The following is an 18,406-nucleotide window of genomic DNA, read 5'->3' on the forward strand; positions in this document are numbered from 1 at the left end:
AGGAGAGATAAAAGTGAGAAAGTCAGTCATAATGTTAACGATTTTTTCTTTAATACTAACGATGTTTTATCCGATACTTACACCTGCTAATGTTGCTTATGGTGCTGGCCAATTAACGAGTGGAGAAACTCCGCGACATTGGGCAGCCGAAACATTGGAGAAATGGCGCATGCTTGGAATTATAGAAGGAGATCAGGCAGGTAACCTTTTACCTGATGGAAAGTTGACTAGAGCTGAGCTAGTTACCATTATTAATCGGATATTTGGATTTTCATCCATCAATCAAGCGGGAGCGCAGCCGGCTGTAGCTTTTAATGATGTTTCCGCTGATGAGTGGTATAGCGACGCTATTCAACTAGCAGTTGAAGTTGGTTATATGCAAGGTTATACAGATGGAACAGCAAGACCGAATCAGAGCGTTACTCGCGAAGAATGTATCGTACTCTTAGATCGAGTGTTCATGTTACTTGCTTCTAATCGTATTGAATTAAGTTTTAATGATCGTAATCTTATTCATTCCTTTGCACAGGAAGCTGTACAAAAGTGGTCATCACTAGGTTTTATTCAAGGCTACGAGGATGGCTCATTCCGCGCTACAGCAGGAATAACGAGAGCAGAGCTAGTGACAATGTTAAGCCGCGTTGTACCTAATCTTATTACGGGTGAAGGAAGCGTAATGAAGAATCAACACTTAACAGGAAATGTAGTTATTCAAGCTGGAAGTGTAGAACTTCATGATGTTGTTATAGAAGGCGATTTGTATATAGCTGAGGGGGTTGCACTAGGGAGCATACTACTCGACAATGTTACGATTACTGGTCGTCTAATCGTGCAAGGCGGAGAGGGTGGGATTACACTCCGTAATGCTCAGTTACAAGATATTATTGTTGTGAACAGACAATATGATGTAAAGATTATTGCAGAAGGGTCTACAGTAACTGGAACTGTATGGGTGAATGGTAGTGTGGAGCTAGATAATACTGCTAGCACTGCTGGTGAAGGTAACTTGGATCAAGTATGGCTTGCGCCAGGTTTATCGAGTGGTCATAACCTCGTCTTTACCGGTGTATTTCAACAAATAGCAACCAATAATTATATTGATTCGTTGCTTGCAGGGCCAGTAGCTACAACTCCGGTCAATATTAATATTCAAGGAAAAATAGAGAAATTTGAACTTAATCAACCGTTTATTCTAACGCTAGCTGAACAAAGTAGACTAACATCATTGATTATTGGTCAGCAGGCTAGAGGGAGCTCGCTATTCGGTAGTAATACACAGTTCGGTAATGTAGATAATGCGGCGAGTGGAGTTAGTTATAATAAGGTTATTCTAGCTGTAGGTAATAATGTAATAGGTGCACTTACTGGTAATACTGGGCCTTATATTCCGCCGGTACAAATCCCATTGAAAGCAGAAGCGGTAAAGGGGACGGTATCTGGTACGACTCAGATTACAGCGAATAATAACGTTGGCCTGCACTTAGCAGTACTTGTTTCCTATGATGGAACAAAGCAGTATAACATTGGTGATCGCGCTCCTACAGGTGGTACTGTTATTAATCCTTATGTAAGCGGCACTAATATTTCTGGTGTAGATGAAGAGATTAATAAATTTATTTATGTTTATTGGTTGAATGCAGAGCATCATATTGTAGAGCTGCAAGTTATTGAATTGACAGAAGAAATGATTGCTCCATCAGGTTGGAACTTAGTATGGCAAGATGAATTCACAGATCCAGCGATCGATACGGATAAATGGAATTTTGTCGAGCAAGGTGATGGATTCGGTAATAATGAGCTTCAATTCTATACGTCAAGAGAAGATAATGCGCGAATTGAAGAGGGTAATCTAGTTATTCAAGCTAAAGAGGAAGCTTATAATGGCATGAACTATACTTCCGCCAAATTAACGACTGAAGGTAAGGCTAGCTGGACTTATGGAAAGTATGAGATTCGTGCCAAATTGCCAGAAGGTCAAGGGCTTTGGCCAGCAATATGGATGATGCCAGAGGATATGGAGCTATATGATACATGGCCTGCTTCTGGCGAAATAGACATCATGGAATTAGTTGGTAACGATATGAATACGGTACACGGCACACTTCATTATGGTACTCCGCATACGAGTACAGGTAATAGCTATCAATTACCTAATGGGGAAAGCTTTGCTGACGATTTCCATACCTTTACGACGGAATGGGAACCAGGTGAGATTCGTTGGTATGTAGATGGCAAGTTATTTGGTGTTCAAAATGATTGGTATTCATTAGGGAGCGGGCAACCAACAGACTTTACGTACCCGGCACCATTTGATCGTAATTTCTACATGCAGCTTAATGTAGCAGTTGGAGGAACATGGCCTGGTTCACCTGATGCTAGTACATCGTTCCCACAACAGATGCTCGTTGATTATGTAAAGGTTTACGAACGAAGTGCTCCATATGCATACCGTGAGGCATCAGATAGTAGACCAGGTCAACGCGATCAAAGCGGTAATACTCAAGGAAAGCCGCCGCTTGCGGATGGCAATTATATTTACAATGGACAATTCAATGCAACGAGTAATGATCATGCAGGGATAGAAGGTGTTACTAATAGTAGCTATTGGAGTCTGCGAGTAGGTGACAATGGAGCAGCGAAAATAGTCAATGATCAAGATGCGATGAAGTTATCAGTGACTAGTAGCGGGAACGCAACGTATTCGACACAGTTGATTCAGCACCCCGTACCTCTCAAGATGGGTCAACGCTATCGCTTAACATTTGATGCGAAAGCTTCTGTTGCCCGAAATATTGAAGTGAAGTTGAGTAGTGGCGGTGAAGGTGGCTGGACAGATTATGCTGTATCAGGATTTGCACTTGATTCAACATGGAATACGAATCAGTTTGACTTCACTATGCAATCTAATACGCATCCAACTGCTCGAATTGAATTTAATGTAGGTGGTGCAACTGGCGATGTATGGTTCGATAATATAAAACTAGTAGAAATCGAGGCAGAGGAAGAGAGTAACAGAGACCCACTTGCAAATGGGAATTATATATACAATGGCGCATTCAATCAAGGATTAGCATCATTAGGATATTGGAAATGGGTGCAAAAAGGTAATGCTGAAGGGCAAGCTACAGTTGGAAAATCTGTTGCGCATAAAGAAGCTAAGCTTGATATTGAGAGTAATAGTCAATTAGAAGAACTTAGCTTGCAACAAGAACATATTTATTTGCAGAAACCTGGGCATTATGTATTATCGTTTGATGCCAAATCTTCAGTAAGTCGAGCAATTGAAGTGAAACTACTTGATAGTAAGCGCAATGAAGTATATTTGGAAACGGGTCCACTTCAATTAAGTAGTAGTTGGAGTAAGCAACAGCAGCATTTTGAATTTGATGTTGTTGAGTGTAGAGAGCTTACACTGCAATTTTTCGTTGGAGGTACACCAAGTACAGTTACACTCGATAATGTGCGTTTAGAAAAATTAACGGTGTATACGGTGAAAGATCCGGTTGTGTTACAGGCTGAGCAATATACGTATAATCAGTCTGCAACGCTAGCTAATGAGGGAATCAGTCGTTTTATGAAACTGACTTCAGCTGCAAAACTTAGCTATATGTTGCAATTTGAGCAGACTGGACAATACGAGCTTGCTTTCCGTGTGCGCAATAATGCGGAATCAACTATTTCCGTCGGAGAACATGACATTGAAATTGCGAATAGTCATGGGCAATGGCAGACCGTCTATTCCGAACCATTGACGATTGAAGCGGGCCTGCAGTTGTTAGAACTGGTAGCTCATAATAATGCAGGTACAATTGATCTTGATTGGTTTGCTATCATTCCTGAAGGAATGTCACTTGAAACCGAAAAAGCTAACAATCTTATTCGTAATGGTAGTTTCATGGATGATCTTAATAGCTGGGAGTTCTGGACAGAAGCAGGGGCTTCCATCAGTAATGATAATGCACAGCTTCGATTGGATATCTCATCGGTTGGTGGTCAAAGTTGGAGTATACTAACGAAGCAATCGGGCATTGCACTGGAAAATGGGAAGTTCTATACCCTTTCCTTTAAAGCTAGATCTTCTGCACCAAGAACGATAAGTGTAGGAATTGAAAATAGTTATAATGCAAGATTGTTGAACGATCAGCAAATTCAATTATCTAAGCAAAATAACGTGTATTCCTTTGATTTTGAGATGTCGGCAGCGAGCGATCTTGGTTCACTTGTGTTTCAGTTAGGAAATATTGGTCAAGCTGCGGCAATAGGTCAGCATCAGGTGTGGATTGATGACGTGCAACTTGTTGAGAGTATTAAAGTAGATAGTATACCGTTCACATTTACACAAGGACAGCAGGAAGGAACGACGGCTATTCAAGCAACCCCAGCAGCTGGTCATTCTTTTGTTGTCATTACGGCAAGCCATTCGCAGTCTGTACCAAGTAAGGAGAGCACAGTTCCTGAAGTAGCGGGCGCGATCTCACCGTACACTAGTGGTTCTGATATTGCTGGTGTGGATGCGAACCAAAATAAACATATTGCATTGTATGAAGTAGATGGTGCTGGCATCGTTACTCGTTTTGCCCAAAAGATACTGACCGAGCAAGATATTAAGCCAATTTCGGTTACAAATCCTGTAGCGTTACTACCCGTGCAGAAGATTGAGCCTGGTAATGCTCATAGCACTACTCAAGTAACAGCAGTAGCTGGTGCAGGTAATCGTCTAGTTACCAAAGTATCTAGTACGCCAATTGCTACGCCGAGTATTGGTGCTATTGCACCTACAGGTAGCACAGTATTGAATCCATATGTAGCTGGATCCAATATCTCAGGTGTCGATTCAGACATTAATCGCTATGTAGCACTATATGAAGTAGATAGTAATCAACGGGTTCAGTCATTCACATTGCTTGAGCTACAATCTTCACAAGTGATGATGAAGGAATGGCATAAGGTATGGGAAGATGAATTTGATGGAACGTCTATTAATCAAAGCAATTGGAACTTTGTGCAAGGCGGCGGTGGATATGGTAATCAAGAATTACAATATTACACAAACAATACCGATAACGCACGGGTTGAAGATGGGAAGTTAATCATTCAAGCGCTCAAAGAAAATTATAGTGGACATTCCTATACGTCGGCTAAGCTTGAATCCTCAGGAAAAGCTAGCTGGACGTACGGTAAGTTCGAGGTTCGTGCGAAGTTACCAATTGGTCAAGGGTTATGGCCTGCGATATGGATGATGCCAGAAGATATGAATGTGTATGGCACATGGCCAGCATCAGGTGAAATTGATATTATGGAGGCGCTTGGACATGAGCCAGGAGTTGTTCATGGTACACTTCACTATGGTGTAGAACATGCTAGTACAGGATACAGCTACACATTGCCAGGTGGACAATCTTTCGCGGATGATTTCCACACATTTACGACAGAATGGGAGCCAGGTGAGCTAAGATTTTATGTAGATGGTATTTTGTTTGCGGTGCAAAATGATTGGTTCGCAATCGATAATAACAATCCTGATGTATTCACGTATCCGGCTCCTTTCGATCGTGATTTCTACATGCAACTTAATGTAGCAGTCGGAGGAACATGGCCAGGTAAGCCTGATGCATCCACTGTGTTCCCGCAACAGATGCAGGTCGATTATGTGAAAGTATATCAGATGGATGAGGAAGATTATCGTACTGTTGAGTACAAGCGACCAGGTCCAAGAGATACAAGTGCATCTATTGGTGAAGGTCGGGCTCCGCTTGCAGATGGTAATTATATTTACAATGGTGATTTCTCAGTAGGTACAGATAAAGCGCCAGGAATTGCAGGGGTAGACAATTCTGCTTATTGGACCTTCAATAACGGAGCTGATTTTAATGCAGCAGCAACGGCAGCTTATGATAATGGCTGGATGAAAGTGAATACAACGAATGGCGGCAGTGCAACGTATGCTGTTCAGCTTATTCAAAGACCACTAACATTAGAAATGGATAAGACGTATACATTAACCTTCAAGGCTAAGGCATCAAATAATCGTAATATGGAAATAAAGCTCAGCCAAGGTGGAGAAGGCGGATGGACGGATTATGGTAGAGGAATAGTAGCATTAACAGCTGAACCTGGGACGTATCAATTAACTTTCAAAATGTTATCAAATACTCATCATGGTGCTCGATTAGAACTTAATATGGGTGGGGCAACCGGAGATGTGTGGATCGATGATGTTGTCTTTAAAGAAGTGAGTGAAGATGTAGTCGTCGAGCGAAATCCACTTGCAGATGGCAACTATATTTACAATGGTAATTTTGAACTGGGTACAAAATTCATGTCTTATTGGAATTTCTATCATAGTGCAGCGACAGCGGCTACAGCTAGTGTTAATCCGCGAGTATATGAGAGAAGCGTGAACGTTCAGATTAGTGATGCTGGGCAACATGCTGATGAAGTAATGTTGGAGCAGCGTAATATTCCACTGGTGGAAGGTCAATGGTATGAGCTGAAGTTTGATGCGAAGTCAGAACAAGCAAGAAATATGACGGTACAATTCAAGGACAAATTGTTACCGCAATCAACAGCAATTACGACGCATGTCGTAGCGTTAAATGAGCAATGGAATAGTTACACTTATCAGTTCCAAATGGAGCAGGGATCAACCTTGAATGGCGCATTACATTTTTTACTGGGTGGCAATGCATATGCTGTGAGTATTGATGCCGTGAGCTTAAAGCAATATTTCCCGCCAATTAGTTTGTTGGTAGAAGCGGAAGGTATGGCTGTTACTGGGGATGCAGCGATTGCTCTGAAGAATGATCAGTCTGGACAATATGTCGCATTCGGAGGATTGTCAGGGCAATTAGCTGGGCAACTGCAAATTTCTGAGTCAGGGCTATATATGCTTTCTATGAAGCTATCAGCGTACCAGAGTGATCGGGCATTAACGGTTCAAGTAGGAGATACAACCTATGAGCTGGATATACCGAACACACATGGCACGGAGAAATGGGCAGTCGCTACAGTTGCATTAGAGCTAGAAGCAGGCACATATCCAGTCATTGTTCATGGTCAATATGTAAGTGTTGATTGGTTAGAGCTTGCACCACAACTTGTGCAAAATGGTCAACTTGCTAATAACACCATTGACGATTGGACACTATGGGTAGGCACAGAAGATTGGGCTGGCTCAGCAAGAGCAACATTGAGTGCTAGCGATCAAGCATTAAAAGTAGATATTCAAAATGAGGGCAGTCAATTTTGGAGTGTGCAATTGAATCAGCAACCAATAGTATTGCAACAAGGGAAATCATATCGACTAACGTTCAAGGCAAGCTCAACGCTAACTCGAGATATTAATGTAGCGGTTGAAATCGATGGAGGGTATCCACAATACATGCTTCAAACGGTAGCCCTTAACGATAAGCTAACGCAGTATACGATTGATTTCACGATGGATGCGATGAGTAGAAATGACGGAAAACTTAACTTTATACTAGGTAGAATATCATCAGCGGTAGGAGCGCATCAGATTGTACTTGATGATATTATGCTAGCGGAGACGAGAGAGAGTGTACCGAGCTTGAATAATGCAGTGCAAAACCTTGCATTAACAGGGACATATTCTTCGTCGAGTGGCATTGCAGCAGCAGCTTTTGATGGAAACATGTCTACGCGCTGGGAAAGTGCCCAGACGGATTCGCAGCATATTGCAGTAGATCTGAAGAAGAACTATATGATTGATCATATTAAGCTGAACTGGGAAGGAGCATATGGTAAAGGATATTTAATTGAAACTTCATTGGATGGATCGAACTGGACGACTGTCTTCAGTACATCACATGGGGACGGAGGAGTAGATGATATCTATGTCACACCTAATGAGGCAAGATATGTTCGTCTAACAGGGGTTGAGCGTGGTACACCGTACGGATATTCATTATATGAATTTGCGATCTATCCATATGATGCAACGTATATGCAGGAGGACTTAACGGCTCCAGTACTGCAAGCTGATTCCACAGATACATTCGTGAAACAGCCGATCACGATTAGCTTTGCCGATGATGAGCACTATCGTAATAGTATATTGTCGGTCACAGTTAATAGTCAGCTTCTGACAAGAGGAACTGATTATGAGATTAAGCCTGGTGGTATTTTGCTTAAGGGGCATCTGTTCCCTGCTTCTGGCGAATATGTAATTACAGTAGATGCGTTGCATTATGAAGAAGCAACTATGTTGCAGTCGATCGACCGAATTCCACCAGATAAGAACTTAGCGATAGGTATTAATGCCTCTGCATCAAGTGGTGATGCAAGTGCTGCGTTCGATAATAATCCGGGGACGCGATGGATTTCAGATGCTAGTGATCCGCAATCGATCACAGCGGATCTTGGCGAAAGCTTCGAGCTTGGTCGAATCATGCTTTATTGGGAAGGGGCATATGGCAAGTCTTACATCATTGAGGGATCTCTAGATGGCTTAGAGTGGGCTCCATTGTTCTCTACTACGCAAGGAGATGGCGGAGTAGATGAAATATTGTTCAACGCTACAGAGGCGAGATATGTACGCCTAGTTGGTTCGGAGCGTGGAACACAATATAGCTACTCATTATGGAGCTTCGAGATCTATCCTCATGATCCAAGTGGACTTAAGCTAGCGCCGGTATTGACACCAACAAAAACAAGCTATACTGCAGGTGATGCGATTACATTACAATTTACAGATTCTCCTTTATATGTGGATGCAATAACTAGCATTCTACTTAATGATGAAGAGATAATGGCTGATGCAGTAATGACTTCATCTTCGATATCGATACCTGCTACCCATGTACCATCTGGGGATATCACCATTACAATTGTAGCAGATGGCTATCGTGACGTTACAGTTAGCGTCCATGTAAGTCCGATCAATGTAGCCTTGGGAGCCCAGGTTACAGCTTCCTCTCACTCTGCAAGTGCAACAGTTATTACGGATGGCAACCTACAAACACGCTGGGAGAGCGAGCATTTAGTTGATCCTCAATGGGTTGAATTAGAGCTGGCATCAGAGTCAGTAATAAGTCAGCTAGTTATCTATTGGGAGGCAGCTAGAGCATCGAAGTATATTGTAGAACTATCTTCAGACGGAATGACTTGGCAGGAAGTAGCGCAGATTAATAGCTATAATGGACTCCAGGATACGATTAACTTTACTAGTACTTCAGCGAAATATATTCGCATTACGGGTACGGAGCGTGCGCTACCTTATGGATATTCGATCTACGAAGTGCAAGCTTATTAATTATAGGAAGTAAAGACTGAATCATTGATAGACTAAAGTGTGAGAAAATTCCTCAGTAGAATTGTAAACTACTGAGGAATTCTCTATAAGTCATACTAATTATAGTAGTAAACGATATAAAACCATAAATATGCAGTTTTGTGAGGGATTATAGGGTAAAAAACTTTTTTTGATTTTTTCGTAATAAACACTTGCATTTCATTTTCAAAGGTGATATATTATTACTTGTCGCCGCGATAACAAACGGCGAAACACAACAAGTAATTAAGTTGTGCGGAAGTGGCTCAGCGGTAGAGCATCGCCTTGCCAAGGCGAGGGTCGCGGGTTCGATTCCCGTCTTCCGCTCCATATTGCGCGGCCTTAGCTCAGCTGGATAGAGCGTTTGACTACGAATCAAAAGGCCAGGAGTTCGAATCTCTTAGGCCGCGCCATTTTCATTACGGGATGTAGCTCAGCTTGGTAGAGCACCTGGTTTGGGACCAGGGGGTCGCATGTTCAAATCGTGTCATCCCGACCATTTTAATAAGCGGGCGTAGTTCAATGGTAGAACTTTAGCCTTCCAAGCTAATAGCGTGGGTTCGATTCCCATCGCCCGCTCCATACCATAACAGACAGACTTTGAGAAATCAAAGTCTTTTTTTGTGTTTTTCTACATGTATTAATATTAATATTAATAAGCTGAAAATTTTGTGATACAAAATTCTAAATGAATGATGTCTTGTTATTTACAATAATTAACTACTATTCTTTACATACTATTGTTAAAAGTGAGCTATTAGCATAAATTTTAGTCCAAGTTGAGATGTACTTCTTTAGTATTATTGTCACTGAAAATCCAGATAACATAAGTGAATTTATTTTGCAATACTATAACTATTGCCGAAAATCGAAGAGTAATTTGCGAATTGAACGCAATAAGAGAATAATAAATTCTTTTGTACTTATTGACATGTTCAAGTGTTCGTTAATTAAGCGTTTTCTATATCAAATATAGGTTAAAACAAGCTTTTTTTTAGATTAATTATGTCGTAAAGGTTTCAATCTAGTTGCATTTTGATGTATAATAATAATAATGTTTTTGTAATTAACTGAGAGTAATCTTACGAATATGATTTATAGATAATTTATTAAGCATGGTTTGTGAGTTTGCTATACAGATCTGTAGGAGGAAGAGTATGTCGGATCAAACTGTAACATCAACAGCGACTAATCGGACGCAATCTAATAACTTGCTTAGACGTGATGTCCGTTACTTAGGCAATATACTCGGTGAAGTACTTGTTCATCAAGGCGGACGTGAGCTTTTAGAGCTTGTGGAGCAAATTCGAGAACAAAGTAAATCACTTCGTGCTCATTTTGACCCTGAATTGTTTGGACAAGTAAAGGCGACTATTTCGTCCTTAAGTTCAGAGAAACGTCATCAGGTAATTCGTGCTTTCGCAATTTATTTCCAATTAGTTAATATCGCTGAACAAAACCACCGTATTCGTAGAAAACGTGATTATGAGTTTTTGGCTGGTGAAGAAGTTCAAAATGGATCTATTGAAAGTGCAATTAAAGTACTAAAGGATCGCAATGCATCTACAGCTGATGTTGAAGAAATGTTAGCGGGTATTTCCTTAGAACTTGTCATGACTGCACATCCAACAGAAGCAACTCGTCGTGCTGTACTTGATATTCATAAGCGTATCGCTGATGATGTCATGGAGCTAGACAACCCTACTTTAACTTATCGTGAGCGTGAAAAACTTACTGAGAAACTATTGAATGAAGTACTTATTCTATGGCAAACAGATGAGCTTCGCGATCGTAAGCCAACGGTACTTGATGAAGTTAAAAACGGACTATTCTATTTCGATGAAACACTATTTGACGTACTTCCTAGCGTATATGAAGAGCTAGAAAGATGTCTTGTTAAATATTATCCAGAACAAAAGTGGCATGTACCTAGTTACTTGCGTTTTGGTTCATGGATTGGTGGAGACCGCGACGGTAACCCATCTGTAACATCTGATGTGACTTGGCAATCGTTGAATCTTCATCGTTCCCTTGCCGTTCGTAAATACGAAGAGCAACTTCGTGGCATGATTGAAATGCTAAGCTTCAGCACAAATCTTGTTCAAGTAACAGATGAGCTTCTTGCATCTATTGCTAAAGATCAAGCACAAGTTGAACTTGCACATATTGATCCATGGAGAAATCCTACGGAACCATACCGTGTGAAAATTAGTTATATGCTAGAGAAATTAGAGAACACAGTGGATCCTAACGAAGCTGAACCTAATTCCTACTATGTAACTCCTGATGAGTTAATGGCTGATCTAAAAATTATTGACCGTAGCTTGCGTAGTCATTATGCGGATTACTTCGCTGATACTTACCTTGCGAAGTTATGTCGTCAAGTTGAGTTGTTCGGTTTCCATCTTATGACGCTTGATATTCGTCAACATAGTCAAGAGCATGAAAATGCGATGACTGAAGTATTAGCTAAGCTTGGTATTGAGGCTGATTACAGCGCATTGTCTGAAGACGATAAAATAGCATTGCTGGTGAAATTGTTAGAGGATCAACGTCCATTAACATCTCACCACCAGGAATATTCAGCTTCAACTCGTGAATGTTTGAATGTCTATGAAGTTGTTGCGAAAGCTCAGAAGGAATTCGGTCAAAACTGTATTTCTAGTTACTTGATCAGTATGGCTGAGGCAGCTAGTGATATGTTAGAAGTAATGGTATTTGCCAAAGAAGTTGGTTTGTACCGCGTGGAAGATGATGGTACAACAGTTTGTACGCTTCAAGCTGTGCCATTATTTGAGACGATCGACGATCTTCATGCAGCACCTGGCATTATGAAGCAATTATTCGAAATTCCATTGTATCGTAAAGCTGTTGAAGCTTGTGGTAACATGCATGAGATTATGCTTGGTTACTCTGATAGTAACAAAGATGGTGGTGCGGTTACTGCAAACTGGGAGCTTCGTGTAGCACTTAACAATATTACTGCTACTGGTACTGAATATGATGTTAAGTTGAAATTCTTCCATGGTCGTGGCGGTGCGCTAGGACGTGGTGGTATGCCACTTAACCGTAGTATTCTTGCTCAACCACCTCATACTGTAGGTGCTGGTATTAAGATTACTGAACAAGGTGAAGTTCTATCTTCACGTTATTCCTTGCAAGGTATTGCTTACCGTAGCTTAGAGCAAGCGACTTGGGCGCTTATAACAGCTGCTCGTCTTGCTAAATACCCAGAGCAAGCTCCAAGTGTGGAAGCTGAGTGGGAAGAAATTTCTGCTTCAATCTCTGAAACAGCATTGCATAAGTATCAGGACCTAATCTTTAGAGACCCTGATTTCTTAACCTTCTTCAAAGAATCAACACCGCTTAACGAGGTTGGTGAACTGAACATCGGTTCTCGTCCATCTAAGCGTAAAAATAGTGATCGTTTTGAAGATTTGCGTGCAATTCCTTGGGTATTCTCTTGGACGCAAAGTCGTTATTTATTACCTGCATGGTATGCTGCCGGTACTGCTATCGCTGAATATCTTGGCGATGACGAGAATAAATTAGCTACATTGAAAACAATGTACGAGAAATTCCCGTTCTTCCGCAGCCTAATCGACAACTTACAAATGGCACTTGCGAAAGCAGATATGTCTATCGCTAAGCTATATGCTAGTATGATTACTGACGACACGATTCGTGATCGCATCTTCACTCAAGTAGAACAGGAGTACAAATTGACTTCTGATCTTATCTTGAAAATTACGAATCAAACGGAAATTTTGGATAATGTTCCGGTTATTCAAGAATCTATTCGTTTGCGTAATCCGTATGTTGATCCACTTAGCTACCTACAAGTACAATTGCTTGCTGAGCTTCGTGCCATCCGCGCTGAAGATGGAGACGATCAAGAGTTACTTCGTGAAGTATTGCTTACGATTAACGGAATTGCTGCAGGCCTTCGTAATACTGGTTAATAGTATATCTTATATAAATGTAAGGGGATGTCCTAAAAGTCATTGCAAAAATGACAAAGGGATGATCCCCTTTTTTTTATAATTCTAGAACCGCTGTATAGTCGATACAATACTCTCTGATTTGCCATACAATCTTTATGCTACTTTATAGTTACATTAAGATTGCTTTAAGGTGAAACCCTCACAATAAAAATATCCAATCAAGAGAAATACTAGATTAAGGATACGGGAGGAACTTTCACTATGGAAAACAATCAATTTGAAGCTTATTATAAAGAGGTTGATCAATTACCGCCGATCGTCGAGAAAAAGAAAATAAATAAGAAAAAGAATGGTAAAGGCGTAAAAACTTATATAGCTGCTTTCCTTGCAGGGGCGTTGATGATCGGAGGTTTGGCTTACACTGCTGATCGTATGAATTTATTCACTGGAGTTAGTTACATTGCTAACCAAGCTGGTACGAATACAGGTAGTACAAGCTTCGGTGATGCTGGATTAGTTACAGCATCTAAATCGACATCTAACGGTAGTACTTCAGATGTATACGCCGAAACATCTCCTTCGGTAGTAAAGATCGAAAACTATACAGAGCCAGAAATGTCTAGCATGTTCGATGATCCGCGCATGTGGCAATATTTCGGTGGTATGTCCGGTAATCAGTATCCACAAGGTAGAGAGGATCAGAGCTCGCCGAATCAACGTGGAGATAATTATGAGTCAGATTCTCAAACAGAAGATGAAAATTTTGATGAAGCTAGTTTACAATTAAGTGGTTCTGGGACAGGCTTTATTGTGGATGCCTCAGGATATATTGTAACGAATGAGCATGTTATCTCTGGTGCTAAGCTAGTTAAAGTATCTATTGATGGTTATGACGAGCCAATGAATGCGACAGTTGTTGGTAGCAGTAAAGAGCTTGATATCGCTGTGTTGAAGGTTGAATCGCCTGATGGAGCACCTCTCCCGGCGTTATCATTAGCTAATTCTGATGAACTAGCCATTGGACAATGGGTTCTAGCTATCGGAAATCCACTTGGCTACGACTCTACATTGACGATGGGGGTTATAAGCGCTAAAGAAAGACCGATTACGATTCAGAATGAAGCAGGCGAGGCTCAAGTATATGAGCATATGCTACAAACCGATGCTTCTATTAACCCAGGTAACTCTGGTGGACCATTATTGAATGAAGCTGGTCAAGTTATTGGGATGAACACAGCAGTCAATTCTGAGGCTCAAGGAATAGGATTTGCGATTCCATCTAACATCATTGCAGAGTATATAAATGGGCTTGTAATATAGTGTTAACAGCCATTTTAGATAAAAAAATTCGATTCGAGCAGAGAATGCTCGAATCTTTTCATGTTTTAGGATAAAATAGTAAAGAAAAGTGCAGACGTACCAAGAGACGTTTGGAGGAATAGTGGAGTGAATCTATTAGAGAGCCAGCTCGTTAAGTTGGCATTAAAGGGCGATCAGGCTGCTTTTGCTGAGCTTGTAGAGCTGTATCAAGAGAAGTTATATCATATGGCATATCGTATGTTGAACAATCGTCAAGAAGCAGAGGATGTTGTTCAGGATACTTTCCTTCGTGTATACAATAATCTTGAGCGTTATGATGTTACGATGAAATTTTCTACATGGATTTACCGCATTGCAACTAATTTAAGTATCGATCGGTTAAGAAAACGTAAGCCGGTCTACTCTCTGGATGCAGAATCTTCTGATTATGAAGGTTTGGATGGTTATTCAATGATTCCTAGCGATAATCGTACGCCAGAATCAGAATTGCTAATTTCTGAAACACAACAAATTATTCATCAAGCGATTGATACGTTGCCGCCCAAATATAAGTCGGTTATGATACTTCGCTATATTCATGAACTCTCCTTGCAAGAAGTAGGGGATATTTTAGACATGCCTGTTACGACAATTAAAACTAGGGTCCATCGAGGCCGTGAGTTTCTTCGCAAAAAGTTGGAGCACAAATTATAAATCATTAGAATAATTAGGTAATATTCTTTTGAAACGTTAATTTTGATGAAACGTATGTCTAATAGAACGTAGTGAAAAAGTAGTGTAAGACATGATCGAAAGAACTAAGAAAGTAGGGCTGGCTGCTATGGAATGTAAAGTTGCGATTCAAGCTATTCATCTATACTTAGACGGTGAGCTTGATATAGATCAATTTAAGCAATTAGAAGCTCACATGAATAACTGTGAGGGCTGTAAGCAACAATATGAACAGCTTGAGAAAACGGACGCGATGACGCAGTTTGCGATGCATGCTCCGGTCATGAATACGGCAAGAAGTGAACGTGATATAGCAGATCTCAAATCTTCTATTCTCGCACAACTACCGACTAAACAACAAACAAGATCCAATGCGAGATTCGTCCGTTGGTTATACCGATATCCTGGCTTAACGGCTGCTGCTATGTTTATAGTAGTGATGTTTATTAGTGTCTTTGCATCATGGGATCAGGATAATAAACTCATAATATCGGGTTCGCAAGAAGATTTACAGTACATTGTCATTAACGGAAATACAGTAATAGTACCAGAGGGTAGTAAGTTGACTGGAGATTTGGTGGTCGAAAATGGTATAGTTGAGGTGAAGGGTGCTGTAGATGGAAATGTTACTGTAATCGATGGAAAGATGGTGCTTGCCTCAACTGGTCATATTGCAGGTCAAAGTAAAATCATTGACCAAGCTTTAGATTGGATATGGTACAAAGTGACCTCATCAATTTCTGGGGCGATTCCGCAATAATCTACAAAAAGCTTCCCTTTTCGAGGGAAGCATTTTTATTTACCCGACAAAAAGGGTTTTATATTGTCGATATAGAAATCTTACATGAAGTGAAATAGGATGTTGTGGTAGTTGGGGGTTGAAAAATGGGTAGTTATTTTATAGATTCTTCTTGGCAGGACTGGCTGAAGGATATTATTGATGTTGGGATCGTAGCCTTTATCATATATAAAGTGATGATACTTGTTCGTGGTACGAGAGCTGTTCAGTTATTGAAGGGTGTCTTTGTACTTGTTGCTACATGGGCAATTAGTACATGGTTCAATTTATATACGCTTAAATGGCTAATGGGTCAAATGTTCAATTGGGGTATCGTGATGGTACTTATTCTATTCCAGCCAGAGTTAAGACGAGCGTTGGAGCAATTAGGACGAGGTAATTTCTTCTCTCGTGGCTCGTCATTAGATGCTGCTGGTCTTAGTGAGCAAATTGAAGAAATTATAAGAGCAGTTCGTACGATGGCAAAGCGAAAAGTTGGGGCACTAATCGTATTTGAGCGTAAAACAGGCGTTTCAGAAATGATTGAATCAGGTATTGCGATGGAGTCTAAAATTTCATCGGAGTTACTTATGAATATATTTACGCCTAACTCCCCATTGCATGATGGTGCAGTTATTGTTCGTGGCAATCAGATTATGGCAGCAGGTTGTTATTTGCCGTTATCAGAGAACCCATTTATTAGCAAAGAATTAGGTACACGCCATCGCGCAGGAATTGGAGTAAGTGAAGTTAGTGATGCAATTTCCTTGATCGTATCTGAAGAGACTGGTCAAATTTCGTTATCACTTAATGGGCTTATCGTACGCGATATTAATGAAGAATCACTTATTTCTAAACTGCATGAGGAATTATCACCACGTGCGGAGGGATTGAAGAAGGAGAGTTCCATACTAGCTTTCTTCAAGAAGATAAGGGGGGATCAGCATGGATAAGTGGCTAAGCCATCCTACTTCCTTGAAAGTTTTATCTTTAATACTCGCAATATTAATCTGGGCAATCGTGCATATTGATCCTGAAACTTCTCCGCAGTCTGTGACGTCTAATACAGATACGAAGATTATAGAAGCAGCGACTATTGTTCCGATTGGTCTAGATACAGATAAATACGTCTTAACAGGTCTGGAACCAACAGTAGCTCGCGTTGTTGTTGAAGGTAGAATTTCTAACTTACGTACAGCTACGAATGATGATTATGTGGTACAACTAGATTTGAAGGGTGTTGGACCTGGTATTCAGGACCTTCCGTTGAAAGTAATAATGCCTGCTGGGATTAGAGAAGTTGAGATTTCTCCGAGCCATGTTACTGTGCAAATCGAAGAACTTGAGACGCAAACGTTAGAAGTTCAAGTCCTTACTCAAGGTGAGCCTGCTGCAGGCTATATTGTAGGTGAATCTTCTATTATTGGAGATTCTGGCAATGTCGTTGAAGTAACCATGCCGAAAGATGATTATGCGCGGCTTGAAAAGCTAGCTGTTACGGTAGATATTACAGGTGCTAGTACAACGGTAACGAACAAGAAAGCTAAAGTCGTCGCCTACGATACGCAAGGGGCTGTTATTCCTAACGTTACTGTTAAGCCTGATACATTAAGCGCTGAGACGATCATCACCTTACCGTCAAAAGAATTACCAGTGCAATTGAGATATACGGGTAATCTTCCTGATGGATATAGTCTAGTGTCTATTAATTCAGCAACGATGGCGGTAACAGTTAATGCACCACAAACAGTTCTTGATGAGATGAATCTATATGATGGCTTCGTACTTGATTTGTCGAAGGTGAAGGAATCAGGCGAGGTGCTTGTAAAGGCTGAGAAGTCTGACAATGACTTAACTGTAACGCCAGGTGAGATTCCTGTAATGGTTGAGATTGAAGCTACCGCAACTCGTATGATGAGCGGAATTCCGGTCACGATTACTGGTTTGGAAGATGATACGAAGGCTACGATATCAGAAAGTTCGAATGGACGTATCGATGTATTACTTGCTGGAGCAAATACTTTATTACAGAAAGTGAAAAATTCTGAAATTAAGTTGTCACTTGATGTTACAGGTCTTGCGATCGGAACACATAAGTTAACGGTAGCTGCAGAATTACCTGCTTACATTCATGCGACAGAGTCTCAGACTGTAACACTTAACGTCACTGTAGTGATTTCCAGTACGAAGGAAGTAGATGCTAGTGGTGGAGATGATGGAGTGGATGGTGTAATTCCAGATATCCCAACTACTGGGACGGATGGAGGTATTAATACTACCGAACCTGAACCCACTCCTGATGGTAATGAGGAGCATTCAGAGTCAGAATCTTCTGGCGGTAATGGACAAGCAGAATAAATAAAT

At 40.8% G+C, this 18,406-nt stretch carries 7 protein-coding genes and 4 tRNA genes; all 11 read left to right on the forward strand.

Going from position 1 to position 18,406, the window contains the following annotated elements; all coding sequences use genetic code 11:
• Positions 1-13 precede the first annotated feature (13 nt).
• The 11 genes from NAG76_08500 to NAG76_08550 all read left to right on the forward strand — a co-directional run bounded on the left by NAG76_08500 (position 14) and on the right by NAG76_08550 (position 18,400).
• Complete coding sequence (locus tag NAG76_08500; GenBank protein URN96240.1) at positions 14-9,271, forward strand: carbohydrate binding domain-containing protein; 9,258 nt, start codon at positions 14-16, stop codon at positions 9,269-9,271.
• Between the two features lie 273 nt (positions 9,272-9,544).
• Positions 9,545-9,619: transfer RNA gene (locus NAG76_08505), tRNA-Gly, on the forward strand.
• A 6-nt stretch (positions 9,620-9,625) separates the two neighbouring features.
• Positions 9,626-9,702 (forward strand) — tRNA-Arg (locus tag NAG76_08510).
• Between the two features lie 9 nt (positions 9,703-9,711).
• Positions 9,712-9,788 (forward strand) — tRNA-Pro (locus tag NAG76_08515).
• 9 nt (positions 9,789-9,797) lie between these two features.
• Positions 9,798-9,871: transfer RNA gene (locus NAG76_08520), tRNA-Gly, on the forward strand.
• Between the two features lie 575 nt (positions 9,872-10,446).
• The gene (gene ppc, locus NAG76_08525) at positions 10,447-13,251 is read left to right on the forward strand and encodes a phosphoenolpyruvate carboxylase (GenBank protein URN96241.1); all 2,805 of its coding nucleotides are present in this window, start codon (positions 10,447-10,449) and stop codon (positions 13,249-13,251) included.
• A 243-nt stretch (positions 13,252-13,494) separates the two neighbouring features.
• A complete protein-coding gene (locus NAG76_08530) occupies positions 13,495-14,553 on the forward strand; it encodes a trypsin-like peptidase domain-containing protein (GenBank protein URN96242.1) in 1,059 nt (352 codons plus the stop codon).
• Positions 14,554-14,679: 126 nt separating this feature from the next.
• Positions 14,680-15,246: an RNA polymerase sigma factor SigW gene (gene sigW / locus NAG76_08535; protein ID URN96243.1), complete on the forward strand. Its 567-nt coding sequence runs from the start codon at positions 14,680-14,682 to the stop codon at positions 15,244-15,246.
• A gap of 91 nt (positions 15,247-15,337) precedes the next feature.
• Positions 15,338-16,024: a zf-HC2 domain-containing protein gene (locus NAG76_08540; protein URN96244.1), complete on the forward strand. Its 687-nt coding sequence runs from the start codon at positions 15,338-15,340 to the stop codon at positions 16,022-16,024.
• Positions 16,025-16,149: 125 nt separating this feature from the next.
• Complete coding sequence (gene cdaA / locus NAG76_08545) at positions 16,150-16,995, forward strand: diadenylate cyclase CdaA (GenBank protein ID URN96245.1); 846 nt, start codon at positions 16,150-16,152, stop codon at positions 16,993-16,995.
• Positions 16,988-18,400 carry a CdaR family protein gene (locus tag NAG76_08550; protein ID URN96246.1) on the forward strand — a complete coding sequence of 471 codons (1,413 nt, stop codon included), beginning with the start codon at positions 16,988-16,990 and terminating at the stop codon, positions 18,398-18,400. The genes cdaA and NAG76_08550 overlap by 8 nt, the downstream gene beginning before the upstream one ends.
• The last annotated feature ends 6 nt before the right edge of the window (positions 18,401-18,406 follow it).

Source organism: Candidatus Pristimantibacillus lignocellulolyticus, assembly GCA_023639215.1.
Classification (GTDB): domain Bacteria; phylum Bacillota; class Bacilli; order Paenibacillales; family Paenibacillaceae; genus Pristimantibacillus; species Pristimantibacillus lignocellulolyticus.